Consider the following 17,153-nt stretch of genomic DNA (forward strand, 5'->3'; position numbering starts at 1 on the left):
GCCGCAACCCCCACCTCCCCGATCTTTGATGTCGCAGCCGCTAGCGGAGCTTGCCCGGCGAGGGCGCTTTGGCGGCAGATTCGGGCGCATAGCGCCCCTTTCTGCCGCCGGGAGCACGCCCCCGCCGGGGCGCGGGCGCTCCGACCGCGCGCCGTGAGCGGGTTCCGGAAGGTCGCCGAGCGGGAGGTGTGGCGGGGGTCGCTGGTCATGGCCGGGGTGGGAACCCACGTCGCCCCGGACGGGTCGACGTTCGAGCGCGACGTGGTGCACCACCCCGGGGCAGTGTCGGTGGTGCCGGTGGTCGACGGCGGGGATGCCGTGCTGCTGGTCCGCCAGTACCGCGCCGCCATCGACATTGACCTCCTGGAGATCCCGGCCGGCAAGCGCGACGTGTCGGGCGAGCCACCCGAGGTGACGGCGGGGCGGGAGCTGGAGGAGGAGGTGGGGATGCGGGCGGGCCGCATCGAGAAGCTGGCCGAGTTCTACAACTCGCCCGGGTTCTGCGACGAGCACTCGCACGTGTTCCTGGCCCTCGACCTCGAGCCGTGCGCGACGTCGTCGCAGGGCGTCGAGGAGTCCCACATGACCATCGAGCGCGTCGCCATGTCGGACGTGGTGGGGTTGATCGCCTCGGGGGGGATCGCCGACGCCAAGACGATCATCGGCCTGTGCCTGGCGCGAGAGGCGCTGCGGCGACCGGGTCGCCAGGGCGGCGCCCAGCCCTGAGCGTCGTTCACGCACCGTGCTGGTTCGATGGCGAAAATGCGCTCGTAGCGCGCAACGGGTGCCTCGATGGCGGGAGAGCGACCCGGCGAACACCATCTACTCGAAATGCGCCCTCTGCTTTCTGCGGGACAAGGGTGGTATTCCGCCGGATAACGGCTACCTTCAGGGTGAGTACACCTAACCTCGGTGTCCGCACGGCGACCCCTCGCCCTTCGTGGGCCTGGTTCTCCGCGGACGCGAGGGCGGCGAAGGGGAGCGTGGCCGATGCCCGATACTGGAAATGTCCGAGGAAGCCATTCTGTCGTAGTTGCGCGGCCGCGGCTCGCGCTGGCGGTAGCGGTAGCGCTGCTCGTCGCGCTGGTGCCTGTCCTGCTCGACACCGCGGAAGTCGGCGCCCAGGACGGCGACCAGATCACCGAGCGGCTCGAGGGATGCCGTGCTTCCGCCACCGTCTACCCGGTGACGGGGCCGTTCGTGTGCCCGGACAGCGCCTACACGACCGGGAACCTGGGTTCGGGTTGGAACGAGCTCGACCTCGTCCCCCACCGGCTCACGCTCCAGCGCAGCGCCAACAGCTCGACGCCCTCGTACGAGATCAACATCGTGGCCGACGCCATCGAGGGCGGTACCCCGGGATACGACTTCATCTCCGTCCCCGTGATCAACACCGCCCTCTCCCACACGTCCTGTGCGGTGTCCTCGTCGGGTCTCCAGACGAAGACCCCCGGCGTGGGCGGGACGGACACGTCGATCTACCGGACGCTGACGGTGAGCCATGACCCCGGTACCACGTGCGTCCTCGACTACTACCAGCGCCTCGCGCTGGGCTCGAGCAAGTACGCCGGCTCGTCGCTGCACGCCAACGTGTCGAACAAGGACTTCACCCTCGGCGGTGTGGGCGCCCGTGACGTGTCGATCCCCGTCCGGGAGATCCAGCCGCAGCGGCTCGACAAGACGATGACGGCCACGCAGGGCTCCAGCCATGTGTGGAACGTGACCAAGTCGGCCCAGCCGGCCAACCTCCACTTCGCCGACACCTGCTCGAGCGCCACCGGTTCCCGCACCCAGCAGGTGCAGATCACCATCCGGTGGGAGAAGCTCGCCCCCACGCCGTCCGGTCAGGTCACGATCGTCACGAGCATCTCGGCCACCAATCCGGCCCACCGGCCGCTGGTGGTCAGCGTCACCGACGTGATCCGCTCGGGCACGACCGTGCTCGACACGAAGATCTTCGATCCCGTGACGCTCGCCCCGAACGCAGTCACCCCCATCGGCACGCACACGCTCGTCATCGACGCCAGCCAGGCCGTGAACCTCAACGACATCGCCACCGGCACCTACACCGACCCGGTCCCAGGCCACCCGGCCATCAGCCTCACCACGACGGCGACGGCGACGGCGACCGTGCAGTCGACGGGCACGTCCGAGAACGCCACCGCCGTCATCAGCGACACCGAGTCCATCACTGGTGCGGGTCTCGACTTCGCCGTCACCGGCGTCAGCGGGGCGTCCGGCTCGTTCACCGGCTACACGGCCGGGACCTTCACCACGGGCCCGGTGGTCTGGACGTCGGAACCGCAGTCGGGCAACGGATCGGTCACCTTCACCAAGACCGTCCGGGTCGACCAGCCGCGCATCACGAGCGGGACGCTCTCCGACACCGCCAGCCTGCTCGGCGCCGACGGGTTCGCCACCTCGGCCGGCCCGCTGAACGTCGCCATCACGTCGTCGGCCGTCACCACCCTCACCATCAACAAGACGATCCCGAACATCCTCCAGGGCGCCGAGACGGTCACCTTCGTAATCGACGTGTACGACGCCGACAGGACCACCGTGCTCCGCACCGTGAGCTTCACGTTCACCGCCGGGCAGACCAACAAGAGCACGAGCGTGTCGCTTCCGCCCGGGACCTACGACGTGGTCGAGCAGACCACGCCGGGGTGGTCGCCGCAGCCGGCGGCCGACAACGTGAACCTCAACCTGCCGACCTGCGCCAATGCGGTCACGTTCAACAACCAGTTCGGCCCGGCGAGTGCCCGGGTGGTCAAGGTGACCAACCCGGTCGGAAACCAGGCCGGATGGGTGATGTGCCTGCTCGGGCCGGGGACGCCGGTGGCCCCGGGCGAGTGCCGCACGACGGACGCCGGCGGGAACGCCACCTTCCTCACCCCCCTCGAGGAAGGGAACTACTCCGTCACGGAGACCCCCCGGACCGGTTTCGACCAGACGGGTGCCGTCGGGTGCAGCTTCACGGTGAACTACCCCGCTGATTCCGGCCGGGTCTTCACGTGCACGTTCACCAACACCCAGCGGGCGACGGTGACGGTGGTCAAGACGACCTCGGGACAGGTGCCGCCTCCCGGCGCCTTCACCTTCGACATCCGCACGGGAGCGTCGACCACCAGCCTGGGGACCATCCTGGACTCGGACACCAACGACGCAGCCGGGGTGGTCGACTTCGACGGGGCCAACCCGCTGCAGCCGGGGACCTACCAGGTGTGCGAGACGGGCATGCTGCCCGGCTGGGAGAGCACGCTGTCGGGCATGGCCGGCGCCTTCGTCCCCGGCTCGGACCTGCCCGACCCCGACAACAGCGTGGTGTGCGTGCCGTTCACGCTGGCCCCCGGTGAGAACCGGACGTTCACCGTGAACAACACCCCGCCGCCGGGCGGCGACGCCCGGACCATCGGCTTCTGGCGCAACTGGAGCAGTTGCACCGGGGGCAACCAGGACGACGTGCTGGACGAGACGCTGGCCGAGGCGGGCGGCATCCTGATCGGCGACCTCCTGGTCGACACGTGCGCCGAAGGCGTCAGCATCCTGTCCAAGAGCACCCTGACCGGGAAGAAGATGGCGAGCGACGCGGCGTACGGGCTGGCCGCCCAGCTGCTGGCGGCCCGGCTCAACGTGGTGGCCGACGCCGGCACCTGCGCGGCGGCGATCACGGCCATGAACCAGGGCCAGGCCCTGCTCGACTCCATCAACTTCACCGGTACGGGCGACTACCTCGGCCCCAAGGTCAAGGGCTCCACGCTGACGCTGCGGAACCAGGCGCTGGCCTACGCGGACACGCTCGACCGCTACAACAACAACACCCTCTGCCCATGACGACCCTGCGGTAGGCAACCGCGAGGAAGGGGCGCCCGGGTTGCTCCGGGCGCCCCTTCGCGTGCGCCTAGCGGGTCCGGAAGGGACCGAGGAGGAACTCCCGCAGGCCCGCCACGTCGGCTGGTGCGGCGATGTCCGCGTTCATGTGGGCCGGGCGCTGCGCGACCGCAGCCGGCGACCCGAACAGCAGCCGGTAGTCCTCGGCGACGATCTCTCCACGGCTCCAGCGGTAGCTGGTGTCGAGCCGGTTGTCGCCGGCCAGTCCCCGGGCCTGGAGGTAGGGCGCCCAGTCGCCACCCTCGGCAAGGTAGAGGTGGTGCATGGTCCACGCATGGCCGTACTCGTGGGCGAACTGGGCGTCGGGCAGGAGTGAGAAGGTCGAGTCGATGCCCTTGAGCCACAGCGTGGAGCGGACGCTGGTGTACGCGCCCGGAGAACCGACGGCGGTGGTGGTGGCCGAGTCGACGTACGTGTCCTGGACCCGGATGGTGAGGTTCGGGGCGATGACGGCGAGGTCGCCGGCGGCGGCCGAGTTCTCCAGCAGCAGCCGGTAGACGCCGCGGATCGTGAACGGGCCGGCCGTCGCCACCTCGATGACGGCGCCCTCGGGCGACGTCCACGTGCCCTGGGTGTCGGGCGCCACGGACGGGTCGCCGGACGGCGGCGGGGGAGCCGGCGCCGCCACCTGGACCGACACGCTCACCGGCGGGGAGACGTTGCCGGCGCCGTCGACGCTGCGGGCCTCGACGACGTGGGTACCGGCGGACCACGACGAGGCGTCGAGCGAGCGCTGCCAGGACGTGGTGCCCGAGGCCGTGGCCCAGGCTCCGCCGTCCGAGCGGACGTCGACGCGGGCGACGCCGATGTCGTCCGACGCCGTGCCGCTCACCGTGAACGGCCCGGCGACCTGGCTGCCGGCGGCGGGCGACGTGATGCGCACCGCCGGTGCGACGGTGTCGGCCACGGGGGCCGGCGGCGCGGTCGGGGACGACACGTTCACCGCCACCCGGACCGTGGTGGCGTTGCCGGCGGTGTCGACCGCCCGGGCGTCGATGGTGTGGCTGCCGGCGGCGAGCGAGCCGGTGTCCACCGACGTCGACCAGCTGGTGGTGCCGGTGGCGACCACCCAGGCGCCACCGTCGATGCCGACGTCGACCCGCCGCACGCCGACGGCGTCCGACGCCGACCCGGTGACCCGGACGACACCGGCCACCGTTGCGCCGGAAAGGGGCTCGGCGACGTTGACCACGGGGGCGGTCGTGTCGGCGGTGCAGGCTTTCTTGCCGCGGCACGAGCTCGGCCCCCCGAGCGCCGGCGACGGCAGCGGGCCGGCGGCCGCGATGGCCATCACGGCGAGCACGGCGGCGATCTGGGCTTTGCGCATGGTCTCCCCCTCCGGCGCGCGGCTGCCCGCCGCGACCCACGGATCGGCCCCGCACTCGGGGCCCACCGCGGTATCGGGCCGGCCCGGCGCGCCCTTGAGGCCCAAGATGACCTGCGTCGGCTTCGGCGCGACCGTCACCCGGATGGCGCCGTCGGCCAGCGGCGCCCGCCTACCCTGGCGGCGTGATCGTGGGGGTGCCGGGCGAGGTCAAGACGGGCGAGAACCGGGTGGCCATCACCCCCGACGGGGTCCGCGAGCTGGTCGCCCACGGGCACCGGGTGCTGGTGGAGCGGGGGGCCGGGAACGGGTCGTCCATCCTCGACCAGGACTTCACCGCCGCCGGGGCCCAGACGGTCGAGGCGGCCGAGGCGTGGGGCGCCGACCTGGTCGTGAAGGTGAAGGAGCCGCAGGCCACCGAGATCGGCCACCTGCGCGAGGGCCAGGTCCTGTTCACCTACCTCCACCTGGCCCACTACCCCGACGTCGCCCGCGCCCTGCTCGATGCCGGCACCACCGCCCTCGCCTACGAGACGGTGCAGCTGGCCAGCGGCGCCCTGCCGCTGCTGGCGCCCATGAGCGAGGTGGCCGGCCGCATGGCCACCCAGATCGGCGCCCACTACCTCGAGCGGGGCAACGGCGGACGGGGCGTACTGCTCGGCGGCGCGCCCGGCGTCCGCCCGGCCCGTGTCGTGGTGATCGGTGCCGGCAACGTCGGTTGGAACGCGGCGTGGATCGCCCAGGGCATGGAGGCCGAGGTGTGGCTGCTGGACAAGAACCTCGACCGGCTGCGCTTCGTCGACCAGATCCACAAGGGCCGCATCCTCACCCTCGCCTCCAACCGGGGCGCGGTGGAGCGGGCGGTGGCCGAGGCCGACCTCCTGATCGGCGCCGTGCTGGTCCCCGGCGGGCGGGCGCCGATGGTGGTGACCGAGGACATGGTGCGGGCCATGAAGCCGGGCGCGGTGATCGTGGACATCGCGGTGGACCAGGGCGGCTGCGTGGAGACGACGCGGGAGACCACCCATGCGGCCCCCGTCTACGAGCTCCACGGCGTGCTGCACTACGCCGTGGGCAACGTGCCCGGCGCCGTGCCCCACACGTCCACCTACGCCCTGACGAACGCCACCCTGCCCTACGTGCTCGAGGTGGCGGAAGGAGGCGTGCGGGGCGCGCTGACGGCCGACCCCGCGCTGCTCGGCGGCGTCACCACCGTGGGGGGGCGCGTCACCAACCGGGTCGTGGCGGACGCCCTCGGCCTCCCGGCCGCCGACCCCGTCACCGCTCTCGCCTGAGTGCCCGAGACGCTGAGCGACGAGGCCGAGGCGCTCCTCTCCTCGCTGGCGGCCCAGGACCGGGCGGCCAACACGCTGGCCGCCTACCGCCGCGACCTGGCCTCCTACGAGCGCTACCTGGCGTCGCAGGAGCTGTCGGTGGCGCGGGCCGACGGTGACGACGTGGCCTCCTACGTCGCCGCCCTCGACGCCGCCGGCCGGCGGCCCTCTTCGGTGGCCCGGGCCCTGGTCGCCGTCCGGGCGCTGCACCGGTGGTGCGGCAGTGACGCGGCGCGCGACGTGGACGGTCCGGGGCGCACGCCTCCGGCCGGCAACGTCCTGGGCGAGGACGAGGTCGCTCGGCTGCTCGACGCCTACGACGGCGACGACCCCGTCTCCCTCCGCGACCGTGCCGTTTTGGAGACGCTCTACGCCACCGGGGCCCGCATCTCAGAGGTGGTGGGCCTCGCCACCACCGACGTGGCTGACGGGGTGGCGCGCCTGGGCGGGCGCAGCGCCCGCGCCGTCCCTTACGGCGCCCCGGCGGCGCGGGCGCTCGACGAGTGGCTGGCGAACGGCCGCGCCGCCATGGCCGTGGGGCGCGGGCCCCTCTTCGTCAACCAGCGGGGTGGCCCGCTGTCCCGGCAGTGGGGGTGGGCGATCACGAGGGCGGCGGCCGACCGGGTGGGCCTCGGCGAGCACTTCGGCCCGCACGTCCTGCGCCACTCCTTCGCCGTCCACCTGGCCGCGCGCGGCGCCCCGCCGGGCGCCCTCCAGCAGCTGCTGGTGGGCCAGCCCGTGTTCCTCGGGCCCGACGAGCTGGTCGAGCGCTACCGCCGATGGCACCCGCGGGCGGGGCCCGGACCGGTCCCGGGCACCTCTGCCAGCCACTAGCCTTTCCCCGTGGCCAACGACGCCCCCTCCATCAATCCGCGCGTCCTCCTCGAGGAGGAGCGCGACACCCTCGTGAGCCAGCTCGCCGAGCTCGGCTTCGGGGAGGGCGGTGGCCTCCACTACGACTCCAACTTCGCTGACTCCAGCCAGGTCACCGCCGAGCGGGGCGAGGCCGAGGCCCTGGCGGCGAGCCTGCGCGAGACGCTGGGCGAGGTCGAGCACGCCCTCGAGAAGCTGGAGTCCGGCAGCTACGGCCGGTGCGAGGGCTGCGACCAGCCCATCAACCCGGCCCGCCTGGAGGCCAAGCCGGCGGCCCGGTTGTGCATGGACTGCGCCTCCAAGCGCTGAGCCCCGAGACTCGACGGTGGAGCCCGAGGAGCCCGCGCCCCCGACGCGCCCCGAGCCCGACCGGCGCCGCCGTGCCCTCCTCGTGGTCCTCGGCGTCGTGGCCGTGTGGCTGCTCGTGCGCCGCGGTGTCGTCGGTGCCGACACCGCCCTCCTCCTCGGGGTGCTCTTCGGGTCGGTGATCCTGCACGAGGTGTCGCACGGCGCCATGGCACTGCGCTTCGGGGACGACACCGCGGCCCGGGCGGGCCGCCTCACCCTCAACCCGGCCCGCCACGTGGACCCCTTCGGCACCATCGTGCTGCCGGCCGTCCTCGTCCTCGTCAACGCGCCGCCGTTCGGGTGGGCCAAGCCCGTGCCGGTGAACCCGAGCAGGATGCGCGACCCCCGGAACCACTCGCTCCTGGTCAGCCTGGCCGGGCCGGCGGTGAACGTCGCGCTGGCGCTGGCGGCCGCGGTCGCACTGCGGCCGCTGATCCCCACCGGCGGCTACGGCGGTGACGTGCCCCTCGGTCACGAGGCGCTCTTCGCCCTGGGTGTGGTGAACGTGGTGCTGGCCGTGTTCAACCTGCTCCCGTTGCCGCCCCTGGACGGCTCGGCCGTGGTCGAACGCCTGCTGCCGGCGCGGTGGTGGCCCGGCTACCTGCGGGTCCGCCAGTACTCGCTGCCGATCCTGTTGATCCTCGTGCTGGCCCTGCCCGGGGCGCTGAACCGGGTGTTCGAGCCCGCCATCGACGGCTGGTACGAGCTGCTGGGCTGATTCCCCGAGATGAGCGGAAGGGACTGGGATTGAACCACCTGCTCGGAAGAGGCGACGCCGGTCTGCCATCGAACAGGCCGCAACCGAGTCCTCGCAACGGCTTCTCCACGACGAGCAGGCAGACCGACGTCGCCTCTTCACTCACGTAGTTCAATCCCAATCCCTTGCGGCGAGCCGCCGCCGGCTCAGCCCCGGGGCAGGAGGCCCATGGCGTCGCGGGCCCGGGCGACGGTGGCGGCGGCGACGGGCTGCGCCTTGGCCGCACCGGAGGCGAGCAGGGCGGACGCCGCCGCCGGGTCGGCGGCCAGCTCGTCGTAGCGCTTCCGCAGCGGCCGGAGGAGCTCGACCACGGCGTCGGCCGTGTCGGCCTTCAGCGGCCCGTACTGCGAGTAGTCGCCGGCGACCGTCTCCGGGTCGCGGCCGGTGGCGGCGCCGAGGATGGTGAGCAGGTTGGAGACGCCCGGCTTGGCCTCGACGTCGAAGCGCACCTCCGTCCCGGTGTCGGTGACGGCCCGCTTGATCTTGCGCTCGACGACCTCGGGCGGGTCGAGCACGAGGATGGTGCCCGCCACCGACTCCGAGCTGGCCGACATCTTCCTGGTGGGGTCCTGGAGGTCCTTGACCCGGGCGCCCACCCGGGGCACGGCCGCCTCGGGCACCACGAACACGGCGCCGTGGCGGGCGTTGAAGCGCTGGGCGACGTCACGGGTGAGCTCGAGGTGCTGGCGCTGGTCCTCGCCCACCGGCACCCGGTCGACGTCGTAGAGCAGGATGTCGGCCGCCATCAGGACGGGGTAGGTGAACAGGCCGACGCTGGCCGACTCCTCGCCGCCCTTGGCCGACTTGTCCTTGAACTGGGTCATGCGGCCCAGCTCGCCCATGCGCGCCGTGCACTCGAGCAGCCAGGACAGCTCGGTGTGCTCGGCCACGTGGCTCTGCACGAACACGGTGCAGAGCTCGGGGTCCAGGCCGGCGGCGACCAGGCACAGGCCGCACTCGACGGTGAGCGCCCGCAGGCGCGCCGGGTCGGAGGGGACGGTGAGGGCGTGCAGGTCGGCGACCATGAACAGGGAGTCGGCCTCGTGCTGGTCCTCCACCCAGAACCGCAGGGCGCCCAGGTAATTGCCCAGCGTGACCGGCCCGGTGGGCTTCAGTCCGGAGAGCACCCTGGCCATCGCGGCATGGTATGCCCCCGTCCCCCGGGGCCCGCCGGTATTCTCGGCCGGTGCCCTACGAGGTCTCCACCCCGGTGTTCGAGGGCCCCTTCGACCTCCTCCTGCACCTGATCACCAGGCAGCAGGTCGACCTGTACGAGGTGTCCCTGAGCGCCATCGTGGACGCCTACCTGGCCCACGTGGGCGCCATGGAGCGGCTCGACCTCGACGTGGCGACGGAGTTCCTGCTCATCGCCGCCACCCTCATCGAGCTGAAGACGAGCCGGCTCCTGCCCGACGTCCGCGACGCCGAGCTGGACGAGGAGCTGGCGCGGTGGGAGGAGCGGGACCTGCTGCTGGCCCGCCTGGTGGAGTGCAAGACCTTCAAGGACGCGGCCCGGGCGCTCGACGCCCTGGCCGGTTCCGCCGAGCTGTCGCGGCCGCGCGTGGCGGGCATGGAGGAGCGCTTCTTGTCCCTCGTCCCCGACGTGCTGGCCGGGGTGAGCCCCGACGACCTCCGGTCCGCCCTGCGGCGGGCGCTGGCCCCCAAGCCGCCGCCCCCCCGGGTCGACCTCGGCCACGTGGCCATGATCAAGGCGAGCGTGCGCGACTCGGTCGAGGAGCTGTCCACCGTCCTCCCCGTCACCGGGCCGACCACCTTCCGCCGGCTCACGGCCGGCATCGAGGAGCGCATCGAGGTGATCGTGCGCTTCCTCGCCCTGCTGGAGCTGTACAAGGACGGCCTGGTGGAGCTGGACCAGGCCTCGAACTTCGGCGAGCTGCGGGTGACCTGGACGGGGCCGGTGGCGTCGCCCGTGGCGGCTCGCCCGTGACCACCGCAGCGTCGCGGGCCGAGGACCTGCGGGCCATCGAGGCCGTCCTGATGGTGGCCGCCGAGCCGGTCGAGCCCCCGATGCTGGCCCAGCTGCTCGAGTGCACGCCCGCCCGGGTGGACGAGCTGTGCGCCGAGCTGGCCGCCGCCTACGAGGCGGAGGGCCGCGGCTTCGTGCTGGTGCGGGTGGCCGGCGGCTACCGGTTCCAGAGCGCGCCGGACCTGGCCCCCTACATCGAGCGCTTCGTGCTGGACGGCCAGTCGGCCCGGCTGTCCGCCGCCGCCCTGGAGACCCTCGCCATCGTCGCCTACAAGCAGCCCGTGTCGCGCGCCCAGCTGTCGGCCATCCGGGGGGTGAACGTGGACGGCGTCGTGCGCACGCTCCAGCAGCGCGGGTACGTCGCCGAGGTGGCCCGCGACCCGGGCCCGGGCCAGGCCGTCCTGTACGGCACCACGGCGTCGTTCCTGGAGAAGCTGGGCCTCGACTCCCTGCACGACCTGCCGCCCCTCGGCGAGTTCGTCCCCGGAGGTGACGTGGTGGAGGCGCTCGAGCAGGGGCTGCGGCCCCTGGAGTGACCGCGCCGATGCCCGAGGGCGAGCGCCTCCAGAAGGTGCTGGCCCGAGCCGGCTTCGGCAGCCGGCGCACGTGCGAGGAGCTGATCGCCGAGGGGCGGGTGAGGGTGAACGGCGAGGTCGCCGACCTGGGACGGCGGGTGGACGCCGAGCGCGACCGGGTGGAGGTCGACGGCGCGGCCGTCGGCGTGCGCGCCGGGCAGGTCTACTACCTGCTCAACAAGCCCCGGGGCGTGGTGACCACGGCGGCGGACACGCACGGGCGGCCCACCGTGGTCGACCTGGTGCCGGGCGAGCCCCGGGTATTCCCGGTGGGCCGGCTGGACGCCGACACCGAGGGCCTGCTGCTGCTCACCAACGACGGGGAGCTGACCCATCGGCTCACCCACCCGTCGTTCGGCGTGGAGAAGGAGTACCTGGCCGAGGTGGTGGGCACGCCGTCGCCCGCCGCCGTGCGCCGCCTGCGGGAGGGCGTGGACCTGGAGGACGGGCGGACGGCGCCGGCCAGGGTGGCGGTCGTGCCGCCCCGCGGCCTGCGCATCGTCGTCCACGAAGGCCGCAACCGCCAGGTGCGCCGCATGTGCGAGGCGGTGGGCCATCCCGTCGTCCGCCTCGTCCGCACCCGCATCGGCCCCCTCGCCGACCGCGACCTGGCGCCGGGGGAGTGGCGGGAGCTGTCCATCGCCGAGGTGCGCGGCCTCGACGCGGCAGCCCGTCGGATCCCGAACCTGTAGCGGCAACGACCCGGATCCGAGTCGTTTCCGCCACAGGTTCGGAAGGGGCCCGGGCGAGGGGGCTCCGGCCCCGCCCCCGCTAGATTCCGGGGGTGCCCCCGACGGTCCGAGCGCTGCGCGGCGCCACCCGGGTGGACGCCGACACCAAGGAGCAGGTGACCGAGCGGGTCCAGGCCCTGGTGCGCACGATGCTGGAGCGCAACGACATCTCCCACGACGACCTGGTGAGCATCGTCTTCACCGCCACTCCCGACCTCCACTCCATGTTCCCGGCCGAGGCCGCCCGCGGTCTCGGCCTCGGCGACGTCCCCCTCCTGTGCGCCCAGGAGCTGGACATCGTGGGCGCCCCCGGCCGGACCATCCGGGTCCTCATGCAGATCACCACCGACAAGGCCCGTTCCGACCTCCATGCCGTGTACCTCGAGGGGACGGCCGTGCTGCGCGATGACCTCCCCGGGTAGGGCGCAGGTCGTCGGCACCGGGCTCATCGGGGCGTCCATCGCCCTGGGGTTGCGGGAGCGGGGGTGGCACGTCACCGGGCTGGACACCGACGAGGGCCGGGCCGACGAGGCCCGCCGCCGCGGCGTGCTCTCGGCCGTGGGCGAGGACCCGTCGGCCGAGTTGACGTTCGTGGCCACCCCGGTGTCGACGGTCGCCGCCGCGGCCCGCCGGGCGGTGGCGCACGGCGGCGTCGTCACCGACGTGGGCAGCGTGAAGGCGCCGGTGGTGGCGGCCGTGGGGTCGCCCCGCTTCATCGGCGGCCACCCCATGGCCGGCTCCGAGCAGGAGGGACTGGCGGGCGCCGACGGCTCGCTGTTCGAGGGCGCCACCTGGGTGCTCACGCCCACCGCCCACACCGACCCCGACGCCTACGCCCGGGTCCGCTCGGTGGTGGCGACGCTGGGCGCCTCGGTGGTGGCCGTGCCGCCCGAGCGCCACGACGCCGTGGTGGCGCTGGTGTCTCACGTCCCCCACCTCACGGCGGCGGCCTTGATGCGCCTGGCCGCCGACGGAGCGGTCGAGGACGCCACCCTGCTGCGGCTGGCGGCCGGCGGGTTCCGCGACATGACCCGCATCGCCGCCGGTCATCCCGGGATCTGGCCCGACATCTGCGCCGAGAACCGTCAGGCCATCGTCGAGGCCATGGACCGGCTGGTGGCCGCCCTGGCCGGCGTGCGCGACGTGGTGGCGGCGGGCGACCGGGCGGGGCTGCTCCGCATGCTGGAGTCGGCCCGCACGGCCCGGGTGAACCTACCGGCCCGGGTGTCCCGGGCCGACGACCTGGCCGAGCTGCGGGTCCCGGTGGCCGACCGCCCCGGCGTGCTCGCCGAGGTGACCACGCTGGCCGGCGAGCTGGCCGTCAACATCGCCGATCTCGAGATCGCCCACTCGGCCGAGGGCGAGCGCGGGGTGCTGGTGATCGTGGTGGACGCGGCGGACGCGGCGCGCCTGCGCGCCGCCCTGGTCGGGCGCGGGTACCGGCCGTCGGCCCGGCCGCTGTCGTGACGACCTTCTCGGTCCCCGGCGGGCGGGCGCTGCGGGGGCGGATCCGGGTGCCCGGCGACAAGTCCATCTCCCACCGCGCCCTGCTGCTGGGCGCCCTGGCCGAGGGGACGTCACTGGTCACCGGCCTGTCCGCCGGGGACGACGTGATCCGCACGGCGGCGGCGGTCCGGGCCCTGGGTGCGGAGGTCGTCGCCGAGGCGAGCGACGGTGCCGCCGTCGTCCGGGGCGGGCGGGACCGCCTGGCCGGCGCCGGCGGCGACCTCGACCTCGGCAACTCGGGCACGGGCATGCGCCTCCTGGCCGGCGTGGCCGCCACCCTCCGGTGGACGACCACCCTCACCGGCGACGACTCGTTGAGCCGCCGCCCCATGGACCGCGTGGCCCGGCCGCTCCGCCTCCTGGGCGCCTCCGTGGAGGGCGTGGGGGAGCGGGTGCTCCCGCCGCTGCGCATCACCGGGGGCGGCCTGCGGGGCATCGACTACGAGCTGTCGGAGCCCAGCGCCCAGGTCAAGGGCGCCGTGCTCCTGGCCGGGCTGGCGGCCGACGGCGACACGGTGGTGCGCGAGCGGGTCGTCACCCGGGCGCACACCGAGGAGATGCTGGCCGCGTTCGGCGCCGACGTGGAGGTGAGCGACGACCGGCTCGTCACCCGGGTGCGGGCGTCCAGGCTCGACCCGTTCCGCCTGCGGGTGCCCGGCGACCCGTCCCAGGCGGCGTTCTGGGTGGTGGCGGCCTGCGTCACGCCGGGCAGCGAGGTGGTGGTGGAGGACGTCTACGTCGGCCAGGCCCGCGCCGGGTTCCTCGACGTCCTGGCTCGCATGGGAGCCGACGTCGAGGTGGTGCGCCGGGACGCCACGACGGCGGACGTCGCCGCCCGCTCCGGCCCCCTCCACGCCACCGAGGTGGGCGGAGACGAGGTGCCCGGCCTGATCGACGAGATCCCGGTGCTGGCGGTGGCCGCCGCCTTCGCCGAGGGCACGACCACCTTCGCCGACGCCGCCGAGCTGCGGGTGAAGGAGAGCGACCGGGTGGCCACCATGGTGGCGGCCCTGGGAGCGGTCGGTGGTCTCGTCGAGGCGCGCCCCGACGGCCTGGTGGTCACCGGCGGGGCACCCCTTCGGGGCGGCCACGTGGACCCGGCCGGCGACCATCGAGTCGCCATGGCCCTGGCCGTGGCCGGCCTGGCGTCGCCTGACGGGTCGGTCACGCGGATAGCAGGATGGGGAGCGGTGGGAACGAGCTACCCGGGTTTCGAGGACGCGCTGGAGGGCCTGTGCCGGTGATCGCCATCGACGGGCCGGCCGGTTCGGGCAAGTCGACGGTGGCCCGGGCGGTGGCGTGCCGGCTGGGCGTCGACCACCTCGACACCGGCGCCATGTACCGGTCGGTGGCCTTCGCCGCCCTGCGGGCCGGCATCGACCCGTCGGACGAGCCGTCGGTGTCGGCGCTGGCCCGCCGCCTCGAGATCGTCGTCGACGACCGGGTGCTGGTGGACGGCGACGACGCCACCGAGGCCATCCGCGGGCCGGAGGTGAGCGTGGCGGTGAGCGCGGTGGCCCAGGTCCCGTCGGTGAGGGCCGAGCTGGTGCGCCGCCAGCGGGCGTGGGTGACGGCGCGGGGCGGGGCGGTGGTGGAAGGCCGCGACATCGGCAGCGTCGTGCTGCCCGACGCCGACGTGAAGGTGTACCTCACGGCGTCGGACGAGGAGCGGGCCCGCCGGCGGGCCGGCGAGCCGGGCCAGCCCGGCGGCGCCGAGGTGGCGGCCGACCTGGCCCGCCGCGACCGGCTGGACTCGGGGCGCTCGGCGTCGCCCCTCGTCGTCGCCGACGGCGCCGTGGTGATCGACACCACCGGCCTCTCCGTCGACGAGGTCGTCGACGCCATCGTGGTGCTGCTGTGACGCCCGCCCGCCCTTCTGGCACCAGGAACCGGCGCCATGGCGCCGGTTCCCGGTGCCAGAGCGGAAGGCGACGGTGACGCAGCCCGCGCCGGGAGGGCCCACCCGGGGACAGCTGCTGCTGTACCGGATCTGCCGGAACCTGCTCGTGGCCTTCTGCACCGTGTACTGGCGGCTCAAGGTCGTGGGCCGTGAGCACGTCCCCGCCGGCGCCTTCGTGCTCGCGCCCGTCCACCGGTCCAACATCGACACCCCGCTCGTCGCCGGCGTCACCACCCGCCGGCTGCGGTACATGGGCAAGGACTCGATGTGGAAGTCGAAGGGCCCGGGCTGGCTCTTCACCGCCCTGGGGGGGTTCCCGGTGAAGCGGGGAACGGCCGACCGGGCGGCCATGCGCCGATGCCTGGAGGTGCTGGCCGGGGGAGAGCCGCTGGTCGTCTTCCCCGAGGGCGGCCGCCGGTCGGGGCCCGTCGTAGGCGGGATCACCGAGGGCGCCGCCTACCTCGCCATCCGGGCCGGCGTCCCCATCGTCCCAGTGGGCATCGGCGGCTCCGAGCGGGCCATGACCAAGGGGTCGTGGGTGATGCGGCCCGTCCGCTGCACGGTCGTCGTCGGCCCGCCGCTCCATCCCGAGCCGGGCAAGGAGCCGGGGCGGGCGTCGCGGCGCGCCGTGAGGGAGCTGAGCGAGCGGCTCCACATCGAGCTGCAGCGGCTGTTCGACGACGCCCGGGCCCTCGCCGGCTCGTAGCCGGGTTCCGACGGCCCACGCGCCGGTGGCCCTCCCGCTCAGCGCCGACCCGACCACCGTCCGGCTCGGGAGCTACCTGGCCATCGGGTTCACGGCCCAGCTGGTGACCGGCCTGCTCGGCGTCGGCCTGGCCGGCGACGGCGGCGCACGCGTCGAGCTGGTCCACCCGTTCCTGATCGGCCTGGCGGTGGCGCTGGCGTGCGGCGTCCGACAGGCCCGGACCGCCCTGCTGGTCGTCACCTTCGTGTTCCTGGTGCTGGCCAGCTTCGTGGCAGCCGTCGCCTTCACCACCTGGTCGGTGGTCGGCATGGCGGTGTCGGCGCTGCTGCTCGGGCTGGCCGCCGGGCAGATGGCGGCCCTGTCCTTCACCGTGCCCGACGCCGGGCTGCCGGCCGGGGTCCCCGAGCGCTGGCGGGCGTGGGCGACCAGCGAGTGGCTCCACCTGGCCATCCTGCTGGCGGCCCTGGTCGCCGCGTTCACGGCCGTGTGACCGGGCCGGCGGGCCCGCCGACGTCGCCCGGTCCGGTCAGCCCACCCGGGTGATGCGGACGACCACGTCGAGCGACTCGGCCGGGCCGCCGTGGTAGATGCCCTTGAGCGGCGAGACGTCGCCGTAGTCCCGGGCCCGGCCCACCACGACGTGGCGGTCCCCGACGGGCTGGGCGTTGGTGGGGTCGAGGGCGAGCCAGTCGCCCAGCCACGCCTCCACCCAGGCGTGGCTCTGCCCGACGACGGTCTCGCCCACCTCGGCGCCGCTGCTCGGGTGCAGGTAGCCGGACGTGTAGCGGGCGGGGATCCCCATGCCCCGCAGGATGGCGAGGAGGACGTGGGCGAAGTCCTGGCACACGCCCCGTCGCTGGCGCAGCGCCTCGAGCGCGTCGGTCGAGACGGTGGTCGAGCCCTTCTCGTACCGGAGGTTGTCGCACACCCACTCCAGGGCCGCCGTGCACGCCCCTTCGGGCGACCGGCCCCCGGCCAGCTGCCGGGCGATCTGGGTCACCTCGTCGTCGACGGGCACGTACCAGGTCGGTGTGAGCAGCTCGGCGAACTGGTCGGTGACGTCCGACGAGGCGAGGTCGTCCCACGTGCAGGCCGGGGCCGGTCGGGGCGGCGCCGACGTCTCCACCAGCGACGTGGCGGTGACCTCCAGGTGGTCGTGGGCCTCGTCCACGTCGAACGCGTGGACCAGGGTGCCCCAGTAGTCCCAGTAGCGGAACGGGG

General features: G+C 73.9%; 18 protein-coding genes. 15 read left to right on the plus strand and 3 right to left on the minus strand.

Annotated features, from left to right (window positions below; genetic code table 11):
* Window positions 1-153: 153 nt before the first annotated feature.
* Entirely contained in the window at window positions 154-726 is a 573-nt protein-coding gene (locus VM242_08215) for an NUDIX hydrolase (GenBank protein ID HVM05141.1), read from the plus strand.
* A gap of 360 nt (window positions 727-1,086) precedes the next feature.
* Entirely contained in the window at window positions 1,087-3,834 is a 2,748-nt protein-coding gene (locus VM242_08220; GenBank protein HVM05142.1) for a hypothetical protein, read from the plus strand.
* Window positions 3,835-3,901: 67 nt separating this feature from the next.
* Here the strand turns inward: VM242_08220 and VM242_08225 are convergent, their stop codons facing one another.
* On the minus strand, window positions 3,902-5,218 hold the full coding sequence (locus VM242_08225) for an Ig-like domain-containing protein (protein HVM05143.1): 1,317 nt from the start codon (window positions 5,216-5,218) through the stop codon (window positions 3,902-3,904).
* 182 nt (window positions 5,219-5,400) lie between these two features.
* Here VM242_08225 and ald point away from each other — a divergent pair, with 182 nt between their 5' ends.
* From ald to VM242_08245, 4 genes are read left to right on the plus strand one after another with little or no spacing between them, the layout of a single operon-like run.
* Complete coding sequence (ald, locus tag VM242_08230) at window positions 5,401-6,510, plus strand: alanine dehydrogenase (protein ID HVM05144.1); 1,110 nt, start codon at window positions 5,401-5,403, stop codon at window positions 6,508-6,510.
* Window positions 6,511-7,383 carry a tyrosine-type recombinase/integrase gene (locus VM242_08235; protein ID HVM05145.1) on the plus strand — a complete coding sequence of 291 codons (873 nt, stop codon included), beginning with the start codon at window positions 6,511-6,513 and terminating at the stop codon, window positions 7,381-7,383.
* Window positions 7,384-7,392: 9 nt separating this feature from the next.
* Window positions 7,393-7,731, plus strand: a complete 339-nt coding sequence (locus tag VM242_08240) for a TraR/DksA C4-type zinc finger protein (GenBank protein HVM05146.1) — start codon at window positions 7,393-7,395, stop codon at window positions 7,729-7,731.
* A 16-nt stretch (window positions 7,732-7,747) separates the two neighbouring features.
* A complete protein-coding gene (locus VM242_08245; protein ID HVM05147.1) occupies window positions 7,748-8,488 on the plus strand; it encodes a site-2 protease family protein in 741 nt (246 codons plus the stop codon).
* Window positions 8,489-8,673: 185 nt separating this feature from the next.
* Here VM242_08245 and trpS read toward each other — a convergent pair whose 3' ends face one another.
* Window positions 8,674-9,663: a tryptophan--tRNA ligase gene (gene trpS / locus VM242_08250; GenBank protein HVM05148.1), complete on the minus strand. Its 990-nt coding sequence runs from the start codon at window positions 9,661-9,663 to the stop codon at window positions 8,674-8,676.
* A gap of 50 nt (window positions 9,664-9,713) precedes the next feature.
* Here trpS and VM242_08255 point away from each other — a divergent pair, with 50 nt between their 5' ends.
* The 9 genes from VM242_08255 (at window position 9,714) to VM242_08295 (ending at window position 16,422) form a co-directional block, all read left to right on the plus strand.
* Window positions 9,714-10,475 carry a ScpA family protein gene (locus tag VM242_08255; protein HVM05149.1) on the plus strand — a complete coding sequence of 254 codons (762 nt, stop codon included), beginning with the start codon at window positions 9,714-9,716 and terminating at the stop codon, window positions 10,473-10,475.
* Window positions 10,472-11,050, plus strand: coding sequence for an SMC-Scp complex subunit ScpB (gene scpB / locus VM242_08260; protein ID HVM05150.1), 579 nt, complete (start codon window positions 10,472-10,474; stop codon window positions 11,048-11,050). The genes VM242_08255 and scpB overlap by 4 nt, the downstream gene beginning before the upstream one ends.
* The gene (locus VM242_08265) at window positions 11,047-11,781 is read left to right on the plus strand and encodes a pseudouridine synthase (GenBank protein ID HVM05151.1); all 735 of its coding nucleotides are present in this window, start codon (window positions 11,047-11,049) and stop codon (window positions 11,779-11,781) included. Before scpB ends, VM242_08265 begins: the two co-directional genes overlap by 4 nt.
* Before the next feature lie 92 nt (window positions 11,782-11,873).
* Window positions 11,874-12,242 carry a chorismate mutase gene (gene aroH / locus VM242_08270; GenBank protein HVM05152.1) on the plus strand — a complete coding sequence of 123 codons (369 nt, stop codon included), beginning with the start codon at window positions 11,874-11,876 and terminating at the stop codon, window positions 12,240-12,242.
* On the plus strand, window positions 12,226-13,287 hold the full coding sequence (locus VM242_08275) for a prephenate dehydrogenase/arogenate dehydrogenase family protein (GenBank protein ID HVM05153.1): 1,062 nt from the start codon (window positions 12,226-12,228) through the stop codon (window positions 13,285-13,287). The genes aroH and VM242_08275 overlap by 17 nt, the downstream gene beginning before the upstream one ends.
* Window positions 13,284-14,570: a 3-phosphoshikimate 1-carboxyvinyltransferase gene (gene aroA, locus VM242_08280; GenBank protein ID HVM05154.1), complete on the plus strand. Its 1,287-nt coding sequence runs from the start codon at window positions 13,284-13,286 to the stop codon at window positions 14,568-14,570. The genes VM242_08275 and aroA overlap by 4 nt, the downstream gene beginning before the upstream one ends.
* Entirely contained in the window at window positions 14,567-15,187 is a 621-nt protein-coding gene (cmk, locus tag VM242_08285; protein ID HVM05155.1) for a (d)CMP kinase, read from the plus strand. Before aroA ends, cmk begins: the two co-directional genes overlap by 4 nt.
* 73 nt (window positions 15,188-15,260) lie before the next feature.
* Entirely contained in the window at window positions 15,261-15,932 is a 672-nt protein-coding gene (locus VM242_08290; GenBank protein ID HVM05156.1) for a lysophospholipid acyltransferase family protein, read from the plus strand.
* Window positions 15,933-15,957: 25 nt separating this feature from the next.
* Entirely contained in the window at window positions 15,958-16,422 is a 465-nt protein-coding gene (locus VM242_08295) for a hypothetical protein (GenBank protein ID HVM05157.1), read from the plus strand.
* Between the two features lie 36 nt (window positions 16,423-16,458).
* Here the strand turns inward: VM242_08295 and VM242_08300 are convergent.
* Window positions 16,459-17,153, minus strand: a 695-nt coding sequence (locus VM242_08300; GenBank protein HVM05158.1) for a transglutaminase family protein, incomplete at its 5' end; no start/stop codon positions are given.

Source organism: Acidimicrobiales bacterium, assembly GCA_035540975.1.
Classification (GTDB): Bacteria; Actinomycetota; Acidimicrobiia; order Acidimicrobiales.